Genomic DNA, 24795 nt, shown 5'->3' on the forward strand with positions numbered 1-24795 from the left:
CATCAATTGTACCTTGAATCTTTCCCCCAACTGGAAAAAGCCGTAAGTATGTATATTAAAGCAGGCTTTATTCACCTGGAGCACGCACTTGGAAATTCAGGGCATCACGCCTGCACCATCTGGATGATCAAAGATCTGGATTCCACTTTTCTATATTAAAGTGATTCTGTATTTTAGGAGCTTAATTAACTTAAATGAAAGATATATTCAGAAGATCAACTTATGCCTGTATGTTATTTGTACTGGCAGCAAGCAGCGTTATGGCGCAAACCGAGTCTCAAACTCCGGCTAAAACCGAGTCTGTTTACCGTGCTTCTGCAACAAAAATCAATGCATTGGTACACACCAAGCTGGATGTTAGATTTGATTATTCCAAACGCTATTTATTCGGCAAAGAATGGCTAACCTTAAAACCTTATGCTTATTCTACAGATTCTTTAACACTGGATGCTAAAGGCATGGATATTAAAACCATTGCCATAGTTAACGGTAAAGAACTACAAAAATTAAAATATGTCTACGATAATGAACAGCTGAAGATCCAGCTTGGAAAAACTTATCCTGCCGGTCAGAACTACACCATATTCATTGAATATACAGCCAAGCCTGATGAACTTAAAGCCAAAGGCAGCGCCGCGATTACAGATGCAAAAGGACTTTATTTTATCAATCCTGACAGTACCATAAAAGGTAAACCCGTACAAATCTGGACCCAGGGAGAAACAGAATCTTCATCTGCATGGTTTCCTACCATCGACAAACCGAATCAGAAAACTACTGCAGAAATCAGTATGACTGTACCAGCCAAATATGTGACCCTGTCTAACGGAAAATTGACAACCCAAATCAAAAACACTAATGGTACACGAACAGATACCTGGAAAATGGATCTTCCACACTCCCCTTACCTGTTTATGATGGCTGTAGGAGATTTCAAAATCTATAAAGACAAATGGAAGGATAAAGAGGTCAACTATTATCTTGAACCTGCCTACGCCCCTTTCGCCAAACAAATCTTTGGTTTGACGCCTCAAATGATTGATTTTTATTCCAATACATTAGGAATTGATTTCCCATGGAACAAATACAGTCAGATTGTCGTACGTGATTATGTGAGCGGGGCTATGGAAAATACATCAGCTACGCTCCATGGAGAGTACGTTCAGCGTACACAACGCGAAATCCTGGACGACTATTACGGACAAGCAGAAAGCACCATTGCACACGAATTGTTCCACCAGTGGTTTGGGGATTATGTGACCGCAGAAAGCTGGAGTAACCTCACCGTTAATGAATCTTTTGCTAATTATAGCGAAGTCCTGTGGGCGGAACATAAGTATGGTAAAGACGAAGGGGACGCCCACAACTATAAAGACATGGCCAATTACCTGGGCTCTAAGAATGATGCGCTTAAGAACCTCGTTCGTTTCCACTATGCAGACAAAGAAGAAGTTTTTGACTTGGTTTCCTATCAAAAAGGCGGCCGCATCCTGAACATGATGCGTAATTATCTTGGTGACAAGGTATTTTTCAAAGGTTTAAACATCTATTTAAAACAAAATGCCTTTAAAAATGGCGAAGCACACCAGCTCCGTTTGGCTATGGAAGAGGCTAGCGGACAGGATATGAACTGGTTCTTCAACCAGTGGTATTTTAGTGCTGGCCACCCCTTGTTAACCATAGATTATGCATGGGATGAGGCTTCTAAAACAGAAAAAGTAACCCTGAAACAAACACAAGGCGGCATACCTTTCATCCTGCCTATGGCGGTTGAGGTCTATTCCGGAGCGGCAAAAAAGCGCTTTCAAATTACGATGAAAGACGCTGAGCAAACCTTCACCTTCCCTGCAGCTGCTAAACCTGATCTGGTCAACGTAGATGCAGACAAGGTTCTACTCGCCGTAAAAACAGATCATAAATCTCTGAGTGAATATGCATTTCAATATGCACATGCTCCACTATATGCAGACAGATTAGAAGCCATTATTGCTGCAGACAAAAACAAGAAAGATCCAAATGCAGCTCAAATTCTACTCGCAGCTTTAAATGACAAGTATTATGGTCTTCGCCTGGAGGCTCTGGAAGCCACTGACCTAACTGACCCGGAAACTGTTAAAGCAGCATTACCTCTGATCCAGAAACTAGCTGCTTCAGATCCGAACACATTGGTACAGGCAGCAGCCATAAGCGCCATCGGAACAAGTGCCAACCCAGCAGATCTTCCGTTATTCAAAAAGGGCCTGCAAAGTCCATCTTATGCTATTCAAGGTGCGTCTCTTATGGCTTTGTCGCTGCAAAAATCTGACGAAGCCCTCGCAGCAGCAAAAAATCTGGAGAAAGACAATAAAAAAGCATTAACCGAAGCCATCGTGAATGTCTATTCAAAATACGGTTCAGAGAAAGAACTTCCCTTCATTACCGAAAAATTCACAGCGCTTGGTCCGCAGGAACAAGTACAACTGATCCCAGGCTATATGAATATGCTGGGCAAGGTTAATGACATTAATGAACTTAAAAAAGGAGTTGACGCCGTAAAAAGCATAGGAATTAAGTATAAATCTTACGGAGCAAACACCTTTGTAAGCAACTTCTTAAACCAGCTTAAACAGAAAAAACAAGACCAGGCCAGCTTATCTTATATAGATGCTGCATTGGCTGAGCTTAAATAAGCTAAATCTAGAGCTTCAATAAGACAGAAAAAAGGAGGGGTAAATCACCCTTCCTTTTTTTCATCCGTATATAATTTGATTTTTAAAGGTTATGAAGCTATCATGTGCTACTAACAATTTATTCATTTCGGTTTGTGTAGTGCTACACATGATGGTTTTATTATCTTTACGTTTACCCATTTTAATATGACGCATAAAACAACCTTCCTTTTAGCCTTGTTGCTTACCGTTACGCTCTCTTGTAAAACCAAGAAAAAACTGGTTCAGACACCAGCACAACAGGTAGAAAATACCACCCCAGATCCTGAATTAGATAAGATTAAGAAAGACCTTCCACAAGATCAGGTAGAACGTACAAATGCTGGTATTAAATTCACCTTCAGTTCTGAAATTTTATTTCCAACCAATTCCTCTTATCTCAGTGAAGATTCGAAGAAAAGGCTAGCTGATGTTGCAAAAGTGATTCAGGAAAAAGACAAAAGCAGGAAAATCCTTATCGAAGGACATTCCGATAAAACAGGCACAGCAGTATACAATCAGTGGCTATCAGAAAAACGTGCTGTTTCGGTAAAAACCTACCTTGTCGGTCTTGGAATCAATGCCGAACGGATCAAAACAGCGGGACTTGGAGATACACAACCCATTGCCGACAATAAAACAAAAGAAGGCCGTTTAAAAAACCGCAGAGTAGAAATTACCTTGCTTAAAGGGATTTAATCTTCTTTGGGTTTTATAAACTCATCGGTAAAATGTGCTTTGCGTTTGGGCTGATTAAACTTTTCCGCATTGTAAATTTGTGAATTTCCCCTTGGTATAGACAAAGATTCCCATGCATTGGTGCAAAGCATTTTTGCTAAGAAAACAATCTGGCCAATATGATATGGATAATGCGCCAGTTGCCTGTTAATGGCTTCTGTTACAGTATGCCCCATGTTCCTGATGTAGACAGTTTTATCCAGGTCATCCGCTTTCAAAGGGCGGATTGCACTAAACAAACAACGCCAACCATTTTCCCATTGCTCCAGAAGCTCCGTTTTATCAAAAACCGGAGCTTCAAATTCTTCATCCCTGTTTCGCCAGGGCTTTTCACCATCAGATATCAGGAAATCAGTCCAGCGGGAAAGCATATTCCCACTCAGATGTTTTATAATTAAAGCTATACTATTGCTGTCTTCATTAAACTGCCAGAATAGTTTATCTTCAGGGACTTGGGCAATGGCCTTATCTCCGATCAGTTTGTAATATTCAAATTGTTTAATTACACTATCTAAATAATCTGTCGTCATACTTTTAATAATTAAGAATAGAGTTCCTTTTGTAAATAAAAAAAGTACTCCACCGCTTTAACCAACCTGCTGCCATACCAGGAAAACATTTCTCCATCCACCAGCATCACTCTCGCCCCAGGCACCATCTCCCTCACCTGTCCCAGATGCTTCTCTTTAAAAGGATAGGGCTCAGAAGAAAGAAAAACAAGATCAGGTTCCAGCTCGGCCAGGTCACTTAGCCCGAGTTCCGGGTAACGGGACATCTTCACCACATTCTGCAATCCATTCCTCATTAAAACATCATTGATAAAGGTATCTTGACCAGCAAACATATAAGGGTCTTTCCAAATCAGATAGGCTACTTTTTTATGAAGGTTGTTTTGCAAGGCCAGGACTTGCAAATCTGCAAAACCAACCTGGATCAAATGGTTCAAATACGCGGCTTCCGGCTCCCTGTTCACCAGTTCACCAATCTGCAAAATGGTATGCTTTGCACCCTCCAGATCAGCAATATCACTCATCCATACCGGAAATTCCTCCATCAGCAATTCCATCTGACTTTGTTCATTCTCCTCTTTATTACCAATAATAAGATCCGGTTTCAAGCTTCGGATCAGCTCGATATTCAGTTTTTTAGTTCCTCCAATTTTCACTTTTTCTTTAAAGCGACTTTCCGGATGAACACAAAATTTAGTAATACCAATCACCTCATTACTCAGCCCAAGGTCAAACAACAACTCTGTTTGAGAAGGCACAATAGAGACAATTCTCTTTGGAGGATACTCTATAACGATTTCCCTCCCCAACTGATCGGTAAAAGTTCTTGGCATACACAAAGATAACTAACCATCATTCAGCATTACAAAACTATTACTCATATTTCAATGCATCTATCGGATTAGTCCTGGCAGCTTTATACGTTTGCCAGCTTACGGTTAAAACAGCAATAAAAACAGTAATCAATGCGGTCAGGATAAAGATCCACCCGCTCAAAGGGGTTTGGATATCAAAGTTCTGCAACCACTTTACCATTATCATATAGGCCACTGGCAAGGAGATAAGGATAGAGATCAGCACCAATTTCACAAAATCTGAAGATAGCATTGTCATCAATTCCTTCACAGATGCCCCCAGTACCTTCCGTATTCCAATTTCTTTGGTACGTTGTGCTGCACTATAGGCCGAAAGCCCAAATAATCCCATGCAAGAAATAAATATGGATAGAAAACCAAACAAATTGGATAAACTGCTCAAAATAGCCTCTTCCTTCAATTTCGCTGCATTCAGATTGTCAATAAACCTAATCTCTACCGGAAAGTCAGGATTAAGTTCCTTTAAAAGTGCAGCAATGACCTCTACACTTTCAGTCAGGCTCTGTTCAGGATTCAAATGCATTGTAATGGCATCACTAATCCCTGTGGCATATGCAATGACCATAGGTGCACCAAATTTACTGCGGTCTCCCCATACAAAATCTTCAAATACACCAACCACGGTCCTTTTTTGTCCCTGGTAAAGTATTCTCGCCCCAAGCGGCTCTTTGAGGTTCATAACCTGAACCGCCTTTTTACTTAACAACAACCCCAGGGTATCTGAAGCCATTTTGCTATTAAAATCTCGGCCGGATAACAGCCTGATGCCCATCGTCTTTGTAAAATCCGTTGTCGTGTAGATTTGGTCAAAATCAATCAGTTTGTCTCCTGCAGACATCCCCTCCCATACCAAGCCACGAATACTGCTTTCACGTTCAGTAATTCCATCTGAAGATTGAGTAACTGCAGTTACTGCACCACTTGACAACAACCTGTTTTTTAATAAATCATACCGTTCATATAAAAGCCCCTCATGAGGAACCTCGATCAGGCCGTTTGAATGATAACCCAATGGCCTGTTTTTTATGAATTGAATCTGCTTATAGATTGTTAGGGTTACTGCAATAAGTATAACGGCAAAACTAAATTGGAATACCACCAGAATTTGCCTCAGATTCAAGGTGTAAATCCCAGGCTGCTGCACCTGTTTTTTTAAGGCTTGGACAGGATTAAAGTTTGCCAGGTAAAAGGCAGGGTAAAAGCCCGCCAGAAAAGCGGTTAACAATAACACGCCAGTCAAAATGAGCCAGCTTACAGGATCCAGATAGTTTATCCGGATATTAATGTCGAGTAAATGGTTAAACCAGGGTAAAAAGAGCTCCGCCAGCACGATACTGATCACAACACTGATTACAGTTAAAATGAACGATTCTACAAGAAATTGAAGAACAAGCGAACGCTTTGATGCACCAACACTTTTCTTAATTCCAACTTCTTTTGCTCTCCTTTGTGCATGTGCTGTACTCAAATTAATAAAATTGATACAGGCCAGAAGTAGAATTCCGAGTGCGAGTGACACAAAGATCCTCAGCTGTTGTATTTTTCCTCCACTGCTTTCTCCATTTACAAAATGACCATATAGATGCAGTTTAGTAAGCGGGTAAACAAAGACATCCTCTTTAGCTACAGGAAAATGCTTTTCAACGGTATGTTTTATTTTCAGATTCAATTGCTCTGCTACAGCACCAGGGTTTAGCTTCAGAATCGTGTTGAAACTATGGTTTCCCCAATTGGGTTTTTCAGGCCATTGGTTTAGAGCCTCAAATATCCGCCAGGGTACTAAGGCCTCAAAAGCATAAGTTATATTTTCCGGAAGATCCTTAACTACCGCCGTTACTTTCAAATCCGTTTGATTCTCAAATTTCAAAGTCTTGTTTAAAACATCTACAGTTCCAAATAAACGCCGGGCTGTACTTTCTGTTAAAAGAATAGAATTTGGTTGCGTTAATGCACTTTTCAGATCTCCTCTAACGGACTGGTAATTAAAAATATCAAGAAAAGAAGGATCAGCATAGCGGCTCTGTACCTTGATGTTTTTTTGACCATTTGCAAGCAACCTTTTAGAAAGACCTGTCGTTCTCGCAATTTGCGCAATCTCCGGATACTCTTGCTTCAAAGTTTGGGCAAGCACATTCTGTGTCTGGTCAATGGTCATTACTTTATGGCCATTAAGGTCCTGCACATTGACCATCACCTGGTAAATACCTTTTGAATCTTTAAATTGCTTATCGAAGTTCCATTCATAAGAGACATACAAGATCAGGAGCAAACAGGAAGTCAGACCAATAGAGAGACCTGTAATGTTAATGACAGAAGAAGACCTGTTCTTCCACAAACTTCTTAAAGCAATCTTCAGATTTAACCTAAACATATATGTACAATTGAGGTCTCAGGTATTATTCATATTTCAAAGCATCCACCGGGTTGGCTCTTGCAGATTTGTAGGCTTGAAAACTAACAGTCAATAGTGCAATAAACAAAGTACCTATTGCAGCAATACCAATGATCCACCAGCTGATCGTTGTATGGAACTCAAATTTCAACAGCCACTTTCCCATCAAGTAATAGCCCAGAGGGATTGAAATAACAACAGAGATAAAGATCATCTTCATAAACGACAAAGAGAGCAATTGCATAAGGTTGAGCATAGAAGCCCCCAATACTTTGCGAACGCCAAATTCCTTCGTTCTTTGCTCCGCACTATAAGCCGCCAGGCCAAACAATCCCAGACAGGAAACAAAAATGGATAGCCCACCAAAAAGATTCGACAAGACTCCCAAGGTATTTTCCGCTTGCAATTTATGTGCATAAAGTTCATTCACAAACTTCACTTCTACCGGATAAGCTGGATTAATATTTTTAGTAACGGTCTTTATCAGATCTATATTCTGACTTAAACTGTTTGCAGGATTCAAACGCATCGTAACAACACCATTCCAGTTTTTACTATAAGCCACCACCATTGGCCGGTCACTGTAAAACGGCGATCCCCAAATAAAATCTTTGAATACACCAATAACAACAGCGTCCTGTCCGTGATATTTTACTTTTGCGCCCAGCGGATCCTTTAAGTTCATGATTTTCACAGCAGAACTGCTCAGCAAAACCCCTGCCGTATCAGAAGCAAAATTCCTGGAAAAATCACGACCCTGAATTAATTTTATTCCATTGGTTTTAATAAAATTATATGTCGTAGCTATTTGATTAAAGACAATTTGTTTGTCCTGATCTGCCATACCGGGCCATTCAAAATTCCAGAAACTGGACCCCTCATTAGAGATACTCATGGAAGACTGGCACATAGAAGTTATTGCACCCGACTTCAGCAAATTTGTTCTTAACAATTCATATTTCCCCTGCAAAAGACCATCCTGAGGCATTTCAACCAGCAAGTTCGTATCATATCCCAGGGGGCGGTTTTTAATAAAAGAAAGCTGCTTATAAATCACAAGAGTAGCAATAATCAGTAACAAGGCAAAACAAAACTGTCCCACAACCAATACCTGCCGCAAACTCATTGGAACAGCCTTTGCCCTGACTGCTTTCTTCTTCAGGGTCTGAATAGGATCGAATGAAGACAAATAAAGAGCAGGATAAATTCCAGACAATAATCCCGTAATAAGTACAATAAGTAAAATCCATACCCAATAGCCTCCATTAAGTACAGAGGCACTTAATTGAATATGTAGCAGGTTGTTAAATGTAGGAAGCAACAATTCCAGCATAGCGATGGCAGCTAATACACCAATCATGGTCAGTAGCATAGCTTCTAAAAAGAACTGAGCGATCAATGAACCTCTGCCAGCTCCGATTGTTTTTTTAATTCCTACTTCCTTTGCTCGTTTTTCTGACTTGGCAGTAGCCATATTCATAAAATTGACACAAGCGATCAATAAAATACCCAATGCCAATCCTGCAAAGAGATAAATACGTTCTACGTCACCGCCAACCCCTTTTCCATTTTCAAATTTTCCGTACAGATGCTTTTCTGACAACGGATATAAGAAAGATTCTGCACGGGTATCTTTTTGATGCAATTCCATCATCCCTTTCATCTTTAAATTGACGAGATTCAGATCTACATGCTTGTCTAATTTAACCAGTGTCTGCCAATTAAAATTTGTCCAGCTCGGATCTTTTACCCAATCAAACAATGTTTCATAAAATGACCAGGGCATTAAAAAATCAAACCTATTAGAGGTATTAGAAGGAAGGTCTCTAATCACTCCACTCACCTTCAAATCCGTCTTGTCGTCATAACGAACAGACTGGTTAAGGGCATCACCATCCGGGAACAGAAGTTTAGCCATTCTTTCTGTCAGAACAACCGATTTGGGGTCATTCAAGGCAGTCCCCGGATTACCGGCAATAAACTCATAATTATAAATCTTCAAAAGATCAGGATCAGCAAACTTGGCTTCTTTTTTAAAACTGCTGGATCCGTTTGCAATCAATGACTGCCCACCATACCCCAATCTGCTTATGGCTTCTACCCCTGGGATTTCCTCTTTGATTGCCCCGGCAATGACATTCCCAGTCACATCTCCGGTACCATTGATCTTTCCGTTAGCATCCTTAAAATTAGTCATCACCTGGTAAACCTGCCCTGCCTCTTTAAAATGCTTATCAAAGTTCCATTCATAAGAAACATACAACAGCAACATCAAACAGGAAGCCAGACCTATAGCCAAACCGATAACATTAATGAAAGAAGCCGTTTTATTTCTCCAGAGGTTCCGGAAAGCTATTTTTAGGTTAAGTTTAAACATCGCTTGAAGTTAATCCATATTGATCCTATACCGTTGTTGCCACATCTTCCTTGATCACCCCATCCAGCAAATGCAAAATGCGCGACCCATAACCGGCATTGATTTCCGAATGCGTTACCTGTACAATCGTAATCCCCTCCTCCTCATTTAACTTTTTAAATAAGTCCATAATCTGCAGTGCCTGAGCCGACTGAAGGTTTCCTGTAGGCTCATCTGCCAAGATGATAGAAGGTTGAGCCACCAAGGCACGTGCAATACCAACCAATTGCTGCTGGCCGCCCGACAATTGATTTGGAAAAAGATCTTTTTTAGCCACCATATTAAAACGGTCCAGTACATCGGCTACACGGCTCTTGCGCTCAGAACCACCGATCTTCTTATAAAGCAAAGGCGCCTCAATATTTTCAGCCACAGTCATCTCATCAATCAAATGATAGGCCTGGAATACAAAACCAATATGGTTACGGTACAATTCAATCCGCTTACGTTCATTTAAAGAAGTGATATTTTCTCCCATAAACTCATATTCTCCATAGGTAGGATCTTCCAGCATACCCAGAATATTTAGTAAAGTAGACTTTCCTGCTCCAGAAGGTCCCATAATGCTTACAAACTCCCCTTCTTTAATTGAAGTGGTTACATGTCGGAGTATATAACTCTTTACCCCTTTGTTTGCATAATACTTTTCTATATTCTTTAATTCTATCATTTTCTGTGTCATTAATTATTCATCCTGTTACCAACGATGTGCCAAGAGCAAAAAGCGGCCTCTATTCAAAATTAAGACTATTTTATCGAAGAACGCTGTTCATTATCGGACATAAAAGCGTTCAGTCCCGAACAGCTTTCTTTATTCATACTTCAGTGCATCAACAGGATTCGTTGTTGCTGCCTTATACGATTGCATACTCACTACAGCAACAGTTAATAAGAGTGTAATCACTCCGGAAGCAGCAAAAGGAAGAACGGGCATCTCTATTCTAAAAGCAAAGTCATTAAGCCAGTTGTTCAACAAAAAACAGGCAATTGGCCAAGCCACTATATTTGCCAGTATAACGAGCTTGACAAACCCTATATTAAGAAAAGATAAAATATCATAGATCGAAGCACCAAGCACCTTTCTAATATTGATCTCCTTACTTCTTCTCTGTGCTGTAAAAGTTGCGATGGCAAATATGCCCATTAAAGCCAGCCCAATGGTTACAACAGAAAGGAAACCGATAACAGACCGTAATTGAGTCTGTTTATGTAATAAGCTGTTAAATTTTTTGTCCAATAGCGTGTACTTAACTGGAAAATTTGGTTCCAATTTTTGCCATGCGGCTTCGATTTTGGCAATCGTTTCCATTGGCTGACCAGATGAGATATTGACCAGTACGTATAGAAAAGGATTTCCATTGGCATACTGGAATACAATTGGCTGATATTTTTTTTCAGGGCTATAATGATTAAAATCTTTTACCAGCCCAATCACGCGAACGTTCTTACCCCGAAAATTAAGCGTTTTACCTACAGGGTTCTCCAGATTAAATAATTTGGCAGCAGACTGTGTTAAGATCAGGGAATTCATCGTATCCATTTTATTTTCAACCTGATACGACCTTCCCTCCAGCATCTTAAGCCCCATTGTTTTAAAATAATCAACGTCTACCGTAATAAAATTGGCGTTATAATTCCTCCCTCCGTTACCATAACTATTTCCGCCCATATCCTCACCAGGAAGGTGATCAGCCCTAGAAATCATATTTACGCCTTCAATACCTCTCAAAGCATTCTTAATTGCTCTGTAATGCTCATCACCACTATCTTGCATAATCGTTAAAGCCATTACCTGACCTGGTTTATAACCAAGGTCTTTATTCTGCATAAACTTTAATTGGTTATTGATCACCCAAACGCCAGAAATAAAAAGGATAGCAATAAAAAATTGAAGAACGATCAGGCCGTTCCGGATCAGTGCCCCCCTATTACTGCTGCTAAAGTTTCCCTTAAGAACTTTAGCTGGTACAATATTACTGATCAACAAGGCGGGATATAATCCGACCATTAAAGTAACCACCAATAAGACCATCATCACCTGGGCCAGGATTTCATAATAATCAGACACTTTCTCCAGCAAAATAGACCGATCAATTAAAACATTAAATGAAGGCAGAACCAATTCAAGTATAACAAAACCTATCGCTAAACTAACCACGCATTGCACCGCGGTTTCCAATATAAATTGAACACCAATCTGAAATTTATCTGCACCCAGCACCTTTCTTACCCCGGTTTCCTTCGCCCGTCTGGTTGCTACGGTCACAGAAAGATTAGTAAAATTAACTGCTGCGATGATCAGTACCAGTGAAGCCACAATCAGCATGAGATACAAATACAGCCCTACTCCATTACCAGCAAATTCATATTCCACATTACTTTTATTCAAATGAATATCTTTAATTGGCTGCAGGTAAAGTTTATTGGTATTTATAAACTCATTAAAATCTGCTTTGTCCTCATTCGGCGTCTTTAATAACTCCGCGTTTAAGAGTTCTTCCCGATTACGGTTTAATAAAGAAGTAGTCAGCTTAAGATCTGATTGGGATCGTAACTTAATGTACGTGTAGTAATTATTAGTATAATAATCATCAGACATACTTTTCTTAAACCTCCTGATCATACTAAAGCGAAAATGTGATGGATACCTTGCCACATCCACTACAGCATCAACAATATATCCTGAGTTCTGATCAAGTATCACCGTTTCACCTACCGGATTGATCCCTTTTCCAAAAATAGATTCACTTAATTCTTTACTGATAATGACCGATTTTGGCGTATTTAATGCTTTACTTGTATTCCCATACAGCAAAGGATAATTGAAAACTTTAAGGAAATTACTGTCTGCCAGCAAGACATCATTTAAATACAGGCTCTTATTTTTGGTTTTCAACAAGAGATCTCCCCGCCAGTATTCCTGGATCCTGGTAGAAGCTGCTACTGAAGCAATTTTCTCTTTACTTGTAGTGGCCATATTACCCGGGCTCAAAGCAACATCTTCATCTGGTGATTTATAATTTACCCGGTAAATATTTTCATAGCCACTGTTCCAGGAATCGTAACCCTTTTCATAATTTGCATACAACATTGCGAGCATAAAAATGGCTAAAGCCACCCCTAGTCCGCCAATACTGATAAAAGCAAAGCCTTTATTTTTCCACAAATTCCTTAACGCGATTTTCAAATTTAGTTTAAACATCTTTAATTCTGATTAATTGTTTACTCGTATTTCAAAGCATCAACAGGGTTGGTTCTGGCTGCTTTATAAGACCGTAAACTCACCGTAATCAATGTTATACCCATTGAAATCAACATCGCGACAGCAAAAGGCCAAATACTTAGGTCTATTCTATAGGTATACCCTGCAAGCCACCTGCTAATAAAGACATAAGCCAGTGGCCATGCCACCAGATTTGCAAAGAAAACCATAAGCAGGAAGGATCCATTCAGCATTTTAATCAATTCCAGTGTAGTGGCCCCCAATACTTTTCTGATCGCCACCTCCCTGGTCCTTTGTGAAGCAATGAAAGAGATCAAGCCAAACAAGCCAATGAATGAAATAAAAATGATGACCGCAGCAAATGCCTTGAACAGTATTCCCATCACCTGTTCACTCCTATAATAATTTCCAATCAAATCCTCCATAAAATCAAAGCTGTATACATCTTCAGGAAACGTACTGTTCCAAATTTTCTCCAGCTCAGGCATTGCCGACATCATACTTTTGGTTTCCATTTTAACTGCAATAATATTGGCAGTCTTTTTTAAGGAGAAAATTGCAATCGGGGAGATCCCCTTCTTTAACGTAAGGTTATTAAAATCCTTTGTTACACCTACAATAGGCGCCCTTGTCTTTCCCCCCACCTTAATCACTTTCCCGAGGGCCTCTTCCGGACTGGAAAAATTCAGCTTCTTCAATAAGGTTTCATTAATCACATACTCTGTTGTTGTATCACTTCTGGACAATCCTCTTCCCGCAATCAACTCTAAACCAAATGTTTTAAAATAATCCTGATCCGCCGGTTTGGCGTTAACCTGAAAATCTTCATCCTTGTTGTTGCGATAATTGATCGTCGTTAAATTATTGTCGTCTGAAGAAGGAGCAGCCATGCAAAAACTTGCATTCAATACACCAGGCACTTTTAATATCTTTTCTTTAAAACCATCAAATCTCTGCAGGCTCAGGCTATCAAATGGAACATCAATCAATGCAATAGACTTCGAATTAAAACCAAGTGGCTTTTCCCGCATGTATTTCATTTGTGCCAGCACCACCAACGTTCCGATAATAAGGATGATGGTAATCGAGAACTGGACCACCACAAGCGCTTTACGAAGCCCTACTCCGCCAGAATTGACCGAACTCACTTTATTTTTAATAGCCAATACAGGACTAAAGCCAGACATCACCATTGCCGGATAAAATCCAGCCAGAAAGCTTACCAATACCACCATACCTGTAAGAAAAACAAAGACAACAGGATGCTCCAGCAAACTAAAAGAAATCCTCTCCTTAAACAAAGAGGCCATCCCCGGCAAGGCGAGTTCGGTAAGTGTACAAGCTAAAACCAGTGCAATAAGAGTTATGGTGAATGTTTCCGTTAAGAACTGCGTAATCAGCTGACGCCGTAAACTACCCATTACCTTGCGTACCCCAACCTCTTTAGATCTACTAATGGCCTGGGCAGTTGCCAAGTTGATAAAATTGATACAGGCTGTAATCAGTAAAAATAAACCGATCACAACCAGGCCCAGAATCTGGCTCTTTGGCATCAACTTATCTGCAAAATTCCCATAATGGCCATCGTAGTGAATCTCAGAAAGTGGCTGAAAGAAATGTTGTGTCCTTGTCCGGTCTTCTTCATCATAATATTTCTCTATAAATTTTTTCATCCCCGCCTTGAGATCTGCAGGGCGTACCCCTTCTTTTAACAGAACATAACATTCAGTGCCTGAAGAAACATTTCCCCAGTGTTTATCATCGCGCTTGCTATAGGTCAGATAAGAAACTGCAATTTTTATCGGATTACTGGTATTCTCCAGGATATTTTCAAATACACCGGTTACTTTTAAATCCTTTTTATTCTGATAATTAATGGTCTGCCCAACAGCCTTATGCCAGTCTCCAAAGTATTTGGCAGCCATTTCCTCAGACAATGCCACCGTATTTGGAGAAGATAAAGCCTCCTGGGGATTCCCTTGAAGCCATTTATAATCAAATATTTTGAAAAATTGTGGTTCCACATAATACAGCGTAACCGTTTCTTTAATCTTTTCGCGACCCAAATCATCTTTAACCCGAATAATTCCACCACCTCTTTGCAACGGAGCGACTTGCTCCATCTGTGCGAAATCATTGCGCACTGCAGACATCAGAGGGATAGGTACACCTCTCTGGTATTCTTCTCCATCAGCGTATTTCCAATAAGATACCACCCTGAAGATTCGTTCCTTATGCTTAAATTGCTGATCAAAACTCATTTGATACCTGATAAAAATAAAGATCAGGATACAACTGGCCATCCCGATAGATAAGCCAGCGATATTAATCAGGGTATACCCCTTATATTTCCATAGATTACGCAGTGCAATCTTTAAGTTCAGTTTAAACATATAGATCAGTTAAGGATTATTCATATTTCAAAGCATCAACCGGACTCATTTTAACTACTTTTCCAGCCTGTATAGTAACGGTCAACAAAGTCAGCGTGATGGATACAATTCCAGCAATCAGGAATGGAAAAAAAGGCATATCAATCCGGTAAGCGAACATCGCAAGCCACTGACGGGCCAGCAGATAAACCAATGGCCAGGCGATCAGGTTAGCAATCAATACAATCCAAATAAAAAACACATTCAATAACTTAAACATCTGCAAATCAGTAGCACCAAGTATCTTTCTTATCGATATTTCTTTAATCCTGTTGTTCGTTGTAAAAGCAGAAAAAGCAAACAACCCCAGTATAGCAATGAAAATAGTCAGTATAGCTGCAAAGAAAAAAACGGATTGTAGCTGTTCCTGCTTTTTAAACAACCGTCCATATAATTCGTCCAGGAATTCATACCTGAAATCTTCACCGTCAAGTTTATTAATATCAGACCACTGAGATTTTAGTGTGGCAAGAACGGCCGCCATTCTATTTTGATCTATATTAACAATAATCTTCGTTTTCCTGTTATTACATGGATTCTTTATCGCATATATAGCCGGTTCAACAGCCCTTTCAAATCCCTGTGCCTTAAAATCCTTAATGACGCCAACAATCTTATAATCCATATCACAACCACGAATTATTTTACCAACCGGATTGACAAGCCCATATCTGGCCGCCGCAGTTTCATTGATGATAGCAGAATTAACACTATCTGCATAAAAGTCACGAGAGAAAAAACGCCCCTCTTTAAGTTTAATGTTAAGCGTTTCAAAGTAATCAAAATCAACATCCAGAAAATCCAGCGATAACGCTTTATTGCTCAATTTGTATATACTTGTTCCTGGTTTAGATCCATCAGGAATATCAGAGCTAACCGTAACATGATTTACTCCAGGTATTTTTATAATTCTTGCTCTTGCCTGATCAAAGTCTTTAGGCTTATTATAAAATTGTATGTTTTTGATATATACCACTTGTCCGGTTTTGAATCCGGTATCTTCGGTGCGCATATATTTTAGCTGATCATTTATAATGAACAACCCTACGATAAAAATAACCGCTATACTAAATTGTCCGGCCAGGAGTGCATTTCTTAGCCAAAATGTTTTATAACTGGTTTGCAAATTACCTTTAAGAACAGATGCAGGTTTATAACCTGAAAGTACAAACGCAGGATAAACGCCAGAGATAGCTGTAATGACAAACAATATCAATGGCAATTGCCAGAGCAAAGCAGAGTCACCGTTCAATAAGCTAAGCGGCAGATTAAATTGTGTGTTAAAAACTGGCAGCAATACTTCAGTCATAATCAAACCCAGAACCATCGCCACACAGCATTGAATATAGATTTCCACAATAAACTGAACAATAAGATCAATCCGATAAGCCCCCATTACCTTTTTCATCCCCACTTCTTTAGCCCTTTTAGTTGCCTGTACAATGGTTAGATTGGTAAAATTGATGCAGGCAATAACCATGATCAATACACTGAGCCAAAAAAGCGCAATGACCATCCTGTTGTTGGTATCTGTGCCAGCCATGGGTTTCAAGTGCAAATTCTTCAAAGGGTCAAGAAAGATGACCGACCGACCGGCTATTCTTGGATCTGCGGCCGGAACACCAGATTTGATCAGTTCCTTTTTATACAACAGATCTATTTTTTGCTGAAGAGCACCAATATCTGTCCCTTTTCTAACCTGGATATAGGTTTGGAAATTATTGGTACCATAATCCTGATCACCAAAGCTAATGTCCTTTCCTAAAGCGAGGATGTCAAATTTAAGATTTGAGTGCTCATCCGACCGATTGATTATCCCCTTGATTTCTACGGTCTGCCCGGCTTTTTTCGACCCAATGCCAACCAGTCTGGGAAAACTGACCTTTTCATTTGGGAACAATTCCTTTCGAAACAGACTGGGTACATACATTTCGAGCATCATGCTTTTGGTCTCTATTAGCCTCTTATCCGGCCAGATCTCAAACATCTTAGCCGTTTCTAAGTCCAATTGTATTGCCTTGTTCGAATATACCCTTCCCCGCGCGGTATTTAGAGGAAACTCAAACCAGGTATTCCTTGCCCTTCCAACCGCTTCGACTTCCTGAAAACTATCTTTAATCAGTTTAGAAAGAGGCGCTGGCGTATAATCTGTTTTAGAATCCGGCAAGCTTCTTCCAACCAAATAAATGCGATCATAATTCGGCAGATCTTTATCATAACTGGTCTCATAAGTAACATATAAAACCACGACGATAAAAGCTGCCAGCGCAATAGCAAGACCTCCAATATTTATGGTTGTATAAATCCTGTTCTTCCACAGGTTCCGTAAGGCGATTTTAAGGTTCAGTCTAAACATCTGAGGTTCATTTAAGATTAGCTATTCATATTTTAAGGCTTCGACAGGATTACTATTAGCCGCCCTATAGGCCTGGAAACTTACTGTAAGCAAGGCTATGCTTAGTGTACCTATTGCCGCACCGGCAATAATTAGCCAGCTGATACCGGTATGGAATTCAAAACCTTTTAGCCAGTACGACATGATATAACTCGCAATCGGCACTGCAATGACCACTGCAGTCATCACCATTTTTAAGAAATTGATAGAAAGCAGCTGCATTAAACTGCCGACAGAAGCGCCAAGTACTTTTCTAACTCCAATTTCCTTAGTTCTTTGTTCAGCACTGTAAGCAGCTAAACCAAATAATCCCATGCAGGATATAAAAATCGCCAGGCCACCGAAAAGATTAGATAGGACACCTAATGTTTTTTGTGTTTGAAGTTTCTCCGCAAAAAGCCGGTCTACATATCTAATATCAGTAGGATAAGCAGGGTTAAACTCTTTGGTAATTCGCTCAATCATAGCCAGGTTAGCAGAAGCTGGCTTTGCAGTATTCAGTCTCATCGTAATCATGCCGCCATTTTTTTTGTTAAAACTGATGAGCATTGGCTTACCGGTTTTGAAAGGAGAATCCCAGGTGAAATCACCAAAAACGCCAACGATCGTACATAACTGGCCCTGATATCTCACCACTTTTCCAATTGGATCTTGCAAGTTCATCTTTTTGATCGCCAGCTGGCTCAGCATCACTCCTGAGGAATCCGAAGCGAAGCGACGGGAAAAATCCCTTCCGGCAGTGATCTTTAAACCTGTGGTTTTAGCAAAATCATAGGTCGTTGCCATCTGATAAAATACGATATGCTTTTCTGCATCCGTTGCCCCAGCCCATTCCAAACCCCAAAAGTCTGAATTCGAATCAGACATTGTTCCTGATGTCTGGCAGACTGCTGTTACCGCGCCCGACTGCAGCAGTTTTTCTTTCAGGGGTTCAAATCTTGCCTGAAGTTCTCCTTCCTGCGGCATCTCCACAAGCTGGTCCAACTGATAACCGATTGGCCTGTTCTTAATATATTGAATTTGTTTATAGATCACAGCAGTTGAGATCATCAAAATAACAGCAAAACAAAACTGCCCAACCACCAGCACCTGCCTCAGTTTAATACTGGACAACCCGCTTGATCCAATCTTTTTTCTGAGCGCCTGAACGGGGTTGAAAGAAGATAAATAGAATGCAGGATAACTTCCTGAGATCAGGCCTGTAAGCACAACAACGGTAACCAAGCTGGCCCATATCATTGGATTTGAATAAGCTATGGTTAATTCTATCCCAAGGATGTTATTAAATACAGGCAGAAAGAACTCAATTAAAGCCGCAGCCATTACCGCACTACATAAGGTCAAGACCATAGACTCCATCAAAAACTGACTGATCAGACTACCACGTGTAGCACCAATTGTTTTTTTAACCCCCACCTCTTTGGCCCTTTTTTCAGATTTTGCAGTCGCCATATTCATAAAATTGATACAAGCAATCAGCAAAACACCTATCGCCAGTCCCATAAATAAAATGACCTGATCTATTTTTCCACCACTACTAACCCCATTGTTAAAAGTATCATATAGGTGAAGCTTATTAAAGGAAAAAAGAAAAGGGGAAGATTTTACATTTGAGGCATTCTTTTGGATCAAACCTTTGATCATACGGTTGATCCCTACAGGATCAGCTGACGGGCTCAGTTTAACTAAAGTTATCCATTGGTTATTTGTCCAATGCGGTTCTTTAACCCACGCGTTCATAGCCTCTAACAGGCTCCATGGCATTAAAAAATCAAAGTTTGAAGATACATTGCCTGGCAGGTCTTTAATCACCCCGGTAACTTTCAAATTCACCTTATGGTCGAAAAGCAGCGTTTTATTTAGTACATCGGTACGACCAAAAAGCACCCTTGCGGTAGACTCTGAAAGGATAACATTATTGGGGTCGTTCAAGGCTGTTTTTTGATCACCTGCGATAAAAGTATAATCAAAAATGTTCAGTAAATCAGGATCCGCAAATCGTCCGTTCTTTTTAAAACTCTTTAAGCCATTGGCAATTAACCAGGGACTGCCATAATCCATTCTACTCATGGCTTCTATACCTGGATAGTTCTGCTTTAATACCGGCCCGATAATACCAGGCGTCTGAACGCCAGTAGTTATGCCTTCCGGTTTTTCAAAGTTAATCAAGACCTGATAAATCCGGCTGGAATTTTCCCCCTGCTTATCGAAATTCCATTCGTATGAAACATATAATAACAACAATAAACAAGAAGCTAAACCAATGGCCAGGCCGGTTATGTTGATCAGACTGGAGGCCCTGTTTTTCCAAAGGTTTCTTAAGGCGATTTTCAGATTCAGTTTAAACATATTACCCCTTATTAAGCATTATTCATATTTCAACGCATCAATTGGATTGGCTTTCGCTACTTTAACAGACTGCATACTGACCGTAAGCACAGCGATGATCAGAGACAGGCCAATGGCAATAGCGAAAGGCAGAAAGGAAATCTTCACCCTAAACTCGTAGCCAGACAGCCATTTATGAATGATGATATAAGCCAATGGAAAGGCTATTAAATTGGCGATAGCCACCAGCTTTATAAAGTCTTTATTTAGCAACGTTAAAATATTCATGGTACTGGCACCTAAAACTTTACGGATACTGATCTCTTTTTTCCGCTGCTCAGCCATAAATAATGCCAGGCCAAGTAAACCCAAACAAGAGATAAAAATTGCAAATCCACCAAACCAATTGGATAGTGTACCCAGTAATTGTTCATTTTGAAATTTCTTTTCAAAATCATCGCTGATGAAATGACGGTCTACCGGAAAATCAGGGTTTATTGCCTTAATAATCCCATCAACCTTAGTCAGAGTGGTACTGAGGTTCTGGTCAGGATTTAGTCTTGCAATCATATAACTGTAAGCAGACTTTGGATGATATATCACCATCGGATTAACATTTTGATACGGAGATTCCATGACGAAATCCTTCAACACACCAATAACAGTCACGGGAGTACCGTCCCATTTAATAACTGCGCTTACAGGCTTTTTTAACCCCATCAATTTTACTGCTGCTTCGTTGAGCATCACATTAGCCGTATCCACAAATTTTGGTGAGAATTCTCTTCCTGCAATAAGCCTGGCGCCCAAAGTTTCTGTAAAATCGTCCCCGGCACCGCGATAGTTAATCAAAACAAGATCATTTGGATCTTTACCAGGCCAGGAAAAATCATGAGTATTATTAGCGCCCTGGTTTAAACTCTGGCTGTAGTAAGTTACCGAAACCGCAGCACCTGATTTTAACAGCTGATCTTTAACCAGATCCATCTTTTTTTTCTGAGAGAGATTTCCCTGAAGTGGTAGTTCAATCAGGCCATTCCGATTATAACCAATAGGCTTGTTTTTGATGAAGTTAAGCTGCTGATAAATTACACCTGTACAAATAATTAAACAAGCCGCAAAAACAAACTGAAATACAACCAGTATTTTTCTAACTGAAAAAGAGGAACTTCCCGTCATACTAAATCCCTTCAATACTTTTACTGGTTCAAATGAAGAAAGATAGAAAGCAGGATAGCTTCCGGCAATACATCCGGCAAATAAGGTTAAGCCAGCTAAAGCAGTCCAAAATTTCCAGTCACCATAATTCAGAACAAGTTCAATATTTAACAAACCATTAAAATACGGCAAACTCAATTCTACTAAAGTAAAAGCGATGATCATACCCATCAAAGAAAGCAACATAGATTCCAGCATAAACTGCCCGATCAGTGCATTTCTTGAAGAACCTATTGCTTTTCGAACACCCACCTCCCTTGCCCTTTTCTCTGATCTTGCAGTAGAAAGGTTCATGAAATTAACACAGGCAATTAACAGGATACAAAAGGCCAGAACAATAAATATCTTGAGCTGATCAATTTTTCCGCCTGTTGATTTCCCATTCTCAAACTGATCATTTAAATGCCACTTAGCAAGGGGGTGCATTAAGCCCTCATTGGGTGAACCTTCACTGTTGCGTACGTAAATACTTTTAATCAGTCTGCTTGCTTCATCAAAGTACTTAAGATCTTTTAACTGCATAATCGTGAAGCAGAAATTATTTCCCCAGGTAGAGGTCTTTACCCAGGGATTAAGCTTTTCATTCAAGGACCACGACAATAAGTAATCAAACTGAATCGTATTGTTTTTAGGGATATCGGCTATAACAGCTCCTACAATTAACGGCTCCCTATTTTGGAATTTTAAGACTTTGTTGATCGGATCTTCATCTCCAAATAAATTTTTCGCCATGGTTTCCGTTAAAATCACGGCATTAATATCCTGAAGCGCACGGTTAGGATTTCCTTTAATAAACGTATAATCCAAAATTTTCAAAAAGGAAGGATCTGCAAAAACGACAGCTTTTTTTAAATTCTTTTCCTTATAACTGATCAGTTCATCAACCGGAAAAGAGGCATGGGATGCATAGGCTACACCTGGTATGTTTTCGCTGATCTCTGGCGCCATTAACTTGGGTGTAAAAGGATAACTTTTTATTTCTGTACTGCTTTTAGAGTTCAGATATACCACAAATGTTTTATCATAATTACTGAACTGTTTATCATAGCCCCATTCATACGCCACATACAACAGCAACAACATACAACTGGCCAGCCCAATAGCCAAACCTCCAATATTAATAAACGTAAATCCCTTATGTCTCCATAAGTTGCGCAATGCTATTCTAAAGCTCAGTTTAAACATATCTTTTAGGTTAGGTATTATTCATATTTCAAGGTATCTACCGGGTTAGATTTTACAACTTTCACCGATTGCATACCTACAGTAAGTAGCGCGATCATTAGCGAAAGCCCAATAGCAATGGCAAATGGAAGGATGGAGATCGTAATCCTGAATTCATAACCAGACAACCATTTATTAATCATAACATAGGCCAATGGAAACGCAACTAAATTGGCGATCACTACGAGTTTAACAAAATCTTTATTTAGTAATACCATAATATTTATGGTGCTGGCTCCCAAAATTTTACGGATACTGATTTCTTTCTTTCTTTGTTCTGCAATGAATAAGGAAAGGCCCAATAAACCCAAACAAGAGATGAAAACTGAAAAACCGCCAAACCAATTAGACAAAGTACCTAACAACTTTTCACTCTGAAACTTATCCTCAAAATCATCGCTCACAAATCGCCGTTCTACAGGAAAATCCGGACTTATCTTTTTAAAAATCTCATCAATCTTCCCAATAGAACTGCTTATATTGTCACCAGGGTTTAACCGGACAATAATAGAACTTACCCTTCCCATCTGGTAAAATATGGCCATGGGATCAACTCTTTTATAAGGTGATTCTGTAACAAAATCCTCCATTACCCCAATTATAGTATAAGGTTTATTCACATATCTGATCATTGCCCCTACAGGTTGTTTTAACCCCATCGTTTTTACCGCAGCTTCATTTACAAGAATAGACGTCGAATCTGCAAACCGGGGCGAAAAATCTCTTCCCGCCAAAATTTTCGTCCCTGTCGTTTTACTAAAATCATATCCCGAATACCGATCATTAATCAAGATCATCTCGTTCGGATTTTTACCAGGCCAGCTGAAATCAGTTGTATTATTCGCGAGTTCATTTAATGGCTGACTAAAATAGGTTACATCGGTAACGGCTCCGGATTTAAGGAGCTGTTCTCTCACCAGCAACAATTGGGACTGCGTTTGTAAATTTCCCTGGATGGGAATTTCCATCAGCCCTATCCTATTGTATCCAATAGGCTTATTTTTCACGTAATTTAACTGCAAATAAATCACCGAGGTACAAATAATTAAACAGGAAGCAAATACAAATTGAAAAACCACCAATACCTTTCGGATAGAAAATGAGGAATTTCCAGTCTTGTTCAAACCTTTTAATACCTTTACCGCTTCAAATGAAGAAAGATAAAACGCAGGATAACTTCCAGCAATAAAACCGGTTAACAGAGATAAACCCAACAGCGTGCTCCAAAACCGCCAATCCTTATAGGCAATGGCAAGATGAATATGGAGCAGGCCATTAAAATATGGCAGAACCAATTCAATCAGCATAAACGCCACTCCCATACCTATAATGGCAAGAAGTATTGACTCCAGCATAAACTGTCCGATTAAAGAATTTCTGGAAGAACCTATCGCCTTACGCACGCCCACCTCTCTCGATCTTTTTTCAGATCTGGCTGTAGAAAGGTTCATAAAATTTACACAGGCAATCAACAAAATACAAAATGCCAAAACCAGAAAAATCCGGAGTTGCTCAATCTTACCACCTATAGGTTTTCCGTTTTCGAATTTATCATATAAATGCAACTTTGCCAGTGGCTGCAAAAAGGCTTCACTGGTAGAAACTTTTCTGTTTCGCTTATAGATTCCTTTCATTTCCCGGCTTACCTGATCAAAAAAACTGTTATCCTTTAACTGTATAATAGTCAAACCATTATTGGATTTCCAGTTCAGTTCTTTTAGCCATGGATTTTGCCTTTCTTTCAAAGCCCAGGGCAGTAAATAGTCAAAACGAAAACTGTTGTTTTGAGGAATGTCTTCAATAATACCTTCTACTTTTAAACCATCCTTATCTCCTAACTTCACCGTTTTATTGATGGGATCTTCATTACCAAATAAACTCTTTGCCAATGTTTCCGTTAAGATTACCGTATTGACATCCTTTAAAGCACCAGCAGCACTTCCCCTAATAAATTTGTAATCCAATATTTTCAAGAAGGAAGGCTCGGCAAACAAAGCCATCTTTTTAAAGTTATTATGTTTATAACCGATCAATATATTTTCCGGGTAAGTGGAATGAGACGAATAAGCCACACCAGCTATTTTATCCCTGATTTCCCTTGCCATCGGGACTGGTGTCCATGGCCAGCTTGAAATTTCGCCATTGGCGTCCATATTATGGTATACCACATAAGTTTTTTCATAATTACTGAATTGCTTATCGTAGCCCCACTCATAAGCAACATAGAGCAACAAGACCATACAACTGGCAATACCAATGGCTAGGCCACCTACATTAATTGCTGTGAACGCCTTGTTTTTCCAAAGGTTCCGCAAAGCGATTTTCAAATTCAGTTTAAACATCTTCTTCTTGTTTAAA

13 protein-coding genes are annotated in these 24795 nt (G+C 39.7%); 2 read left to right on the forward strand and 11 right to left on the reverse strand.

All coding sequences use genetic code 11. The features are described 5' to 3' along the window. The first annotated feature begins 194 nt into the window (after positions 1-194). Positions 195-2669 (forward strand): M1 family aminopeptidase, encoded by a 2475-nt coding sequence (locus tag DBR11_RS02275; protein ID WP_233260619.1) that lies wholly within the window; start codon positions 195-197, stop codon positions 2667-2669. A 186-nt stretch (positions 2670-2855) separates the two neighbouring features. Next, positions 2856-3386, forward strand: a complete 531-nt coding sequence (locus DBR11_RS02280; protein WP_108549992.1) for an OmpA family protein — start codon at positions 2856-2858, stop codon at positions 3384-3386. Here DBR11_RS02280 and DBR11_RS02285 read toward each other — a convergent pair. From DBR11_RS02285 to DBR11_RS02335, 11 genes are all read right to left on the reverse strand, one after another. Beyond that, positions 3383-3955: a DUF1572 domain-containing protein gene (locus DBR11_RS02285; protein ID WP_108549993.1), complete on the reverse strand. Its 573-nt coding sequence runs from the start codon at positions 3953-3955 to the stop codon at positions 3383-3385. The two genes, DBR11_RS02280 and DBR11_RS02285, sit on opposite strands and share 4 nt — an antisense overlap. A gap of 11 nt (positions 3956-3966) precedes the next feature. Then, the gene (locus DBR11_RS02290; RefSeq protein ID WP_108549994.1) at positions 3967-4767 is read right to left on the reverse strand and encodes an ABC transporter substrate-binding protein; all 801 of its coding nucleotides are present in this window, start codon (positions 4765-4767) and stop codon (positions 3967-3969) included. A gap of 40 nt (positions 4768-4807) precedes the next feature. Continuing rightward, a complete protein-coding gene (locus DBR11_RS02295; RefSeq protein WP_108549995.1) occupies positions 4808-7180 on the reverse strand; it encodes an FtsX-like permease family protein in 2373 nt (790 codons plus the stop codon). A gap of 25 nt (positions 7181-7205) precedes the next feature. Then, a complete protein-coding gene (locus tag DBR11_RS02300; protein ID WP_108549996.1) occupies positions 7206-9578 on the reverse strand; it encodes an ABC transporter permease in 2373 nt (790 codons plus the stop codon). 25 nt (positions 9579-9603) lie between these two features. Then, complete coding sequence (locus tag DBR11_RS02305; RefSeq protein WP_108550043.1) at positions 9604-10287, reverse strand: ABC transporter ATP-binding protein; 684 nt, start codon at positions 10285-10287, stop codon at positions 9604-9606. 141 nt (positions 10288-10428) lie between these two features. Then, positions 10429-12819, reverse strand: coding sequence for an ABC transporter permease (locus DBR11_RS02310; RefSeq protein ID WP_108549997.1), 2391 nt, complete (start codon positions 12817-12819; stop codon positions 10429-10431). Between the two features lie 20 nt (positions 12820-12839). Then, the gene (locus DBR11_RS02315) at positions 12840-15233 is read right to left on the reverse strand and encodes an ABC transporter permease (RefSeq protein WP_108549998.1); all 2394 of its coding nucleotides are present in this window, start codon (positions 15231-15233) and stop codon (positions 12840-12842) included. A gap of 16 nt (positions 15234-15249) precedes the next feature. Beyond that, positions 15250-17628: an ABC transporter permease gene (locus DBR11_RS02320; RefSeq protein WP_108549999.1), complete on the reverse strand. Its 2379-nt coding sequence runs from the start codon at positions 17626-17628 to the stop codon at positions 15250-15252. 21 nt (positions 17629-17649) lie between these two features. After that, positions 17650-20016, reverse strand: a complete 2367-nt coding sequence (locus DBR11_RS02325; RefSeq protein ID WP_108550000.1) for an ABC transporter permease — start codon at positions 20014-20016, stop codon at positions 17650-17652. Between the two features lie 18 nt (positions 20017-20034). Further along, positions 20035-22398, reverse strand: coding sequence for an ABC transporter permease (locus DBR11_RS02330; RefSeq protein WP_108550001.1), 2364 nt, complete (start codon positions 22396-22398; stop codon positions 20035-20037). A 17-nt stretch (positions 22399-22415) separates the two neighbouring features. Continuing rightward, complete coding sequence (locus DBR11_RS02335; RefSeq protein ID WP_108550002.1) at positions 22416-24779, reverse strand: ABC transporter permease; 2364 nt, start codon at positions 24777-24779, stop codon at positions 22416-22418. Positions 24780-24795 lie beyond the last annotated feature (16 nt).

The organism is Pedobacter sp. HMWF019, from assembly GCF_003061025.1.
In the GTDB taxonomy this organism is placed as follows: Bacteria; Bacteroidota; Bacteroidia; order Sphingobacteriales; family Sphingobacteriaceae; genus Pedobacter.

Coding starts and splice junctions, on each gene's coding strand:
- DBR11_RS02275 (WP_233260619.1), top strand. CDS start 195: ATGAAAGATATATTCAGAAGATCAACTTATGCCTGTATGTTATTTGTA.
- DBR11_RS02280 (WP_108549992.1), top strand. CDS start 2,856: ATGACGCATAAAACAACCTTCCTTTTAGCCTTGTTGCTTACCGTTACG.
- DBR11_RS02285 (WP_108549993.1), bottom strand. CDS start 3,955: ATGACGACAGATTATTTAGATAGTGTAATTAAACAATTTGAATATTAC.
- DBR11_RS02290 (WP_108549994.1), bottom strand. CDS start 4,767: ATGCCAAGAACTTTTACCGATCAGTTGGGGAGGGAAATCGTTATAGAG.
- DBR11_RS02295 (WP_108549995.1), bottom strand. CDS start 7,180: ATGTTTAGGTTAAATCTGAAGATTGCTTTAAGAAGTTTGTGGAAGAAC.
- DBR11_RS02300 (WP_108549996.1), bottom strand. CDS start 9,578: ATGTTTAAACTTAACCTAAAAATAGCTTTCCGGAACCTCTGGAGAAAT.
- DBR11_RS02305 (WP_108550043.1), bottom strand. CDS start 10,287: ATGATAGAATTAAAGAATATAGAAAAGTATTATGCAAACAAAGGGGTA.
- DBR11_RS02310 (WP_108549997.1), bottom strand. CDS start 12,819: ATGTTTAAACTAAATTTGAAAATCGCGTTAAGGAATTTGTGGAAAAAT.
- DBR11_RS02315 (WP_108549998.1), bottom strand. CDS start 15,233: ATGTTTAAACTGAACTTAAAGATTGCACTGCGTAATCTATGGAAATAT.
- DBR11_RS02320 (WP_108549999.1), bottom strand. CDS start 17,628: ATGTTTAGACTGAACCTTAAAATCGCCTTACGGAACCTGTGGAAGAAC.
- DBR11_RS02325 (WP_108550000.1), bottom strand. CDS start 20,016: ATGTTTAAACTGAATCTGAAAATCGCCTTAAGAAACCTTTGGAAAAAC.
- DBR11_RS02330 (WP_108550001.1), bottom strand. CDS start 22,398: ATGTTTAAACTGAGCTTTAGAATAGCATTGCGCAACTTATGGAGACAT.
- DBR11_RS02335 (WP_108550002.1), bottom strand. CDS start 24,779: ATGTTTAAACTGAATTTGAAAATCGCTTTGCGGAACCTTTGGAAAAAC.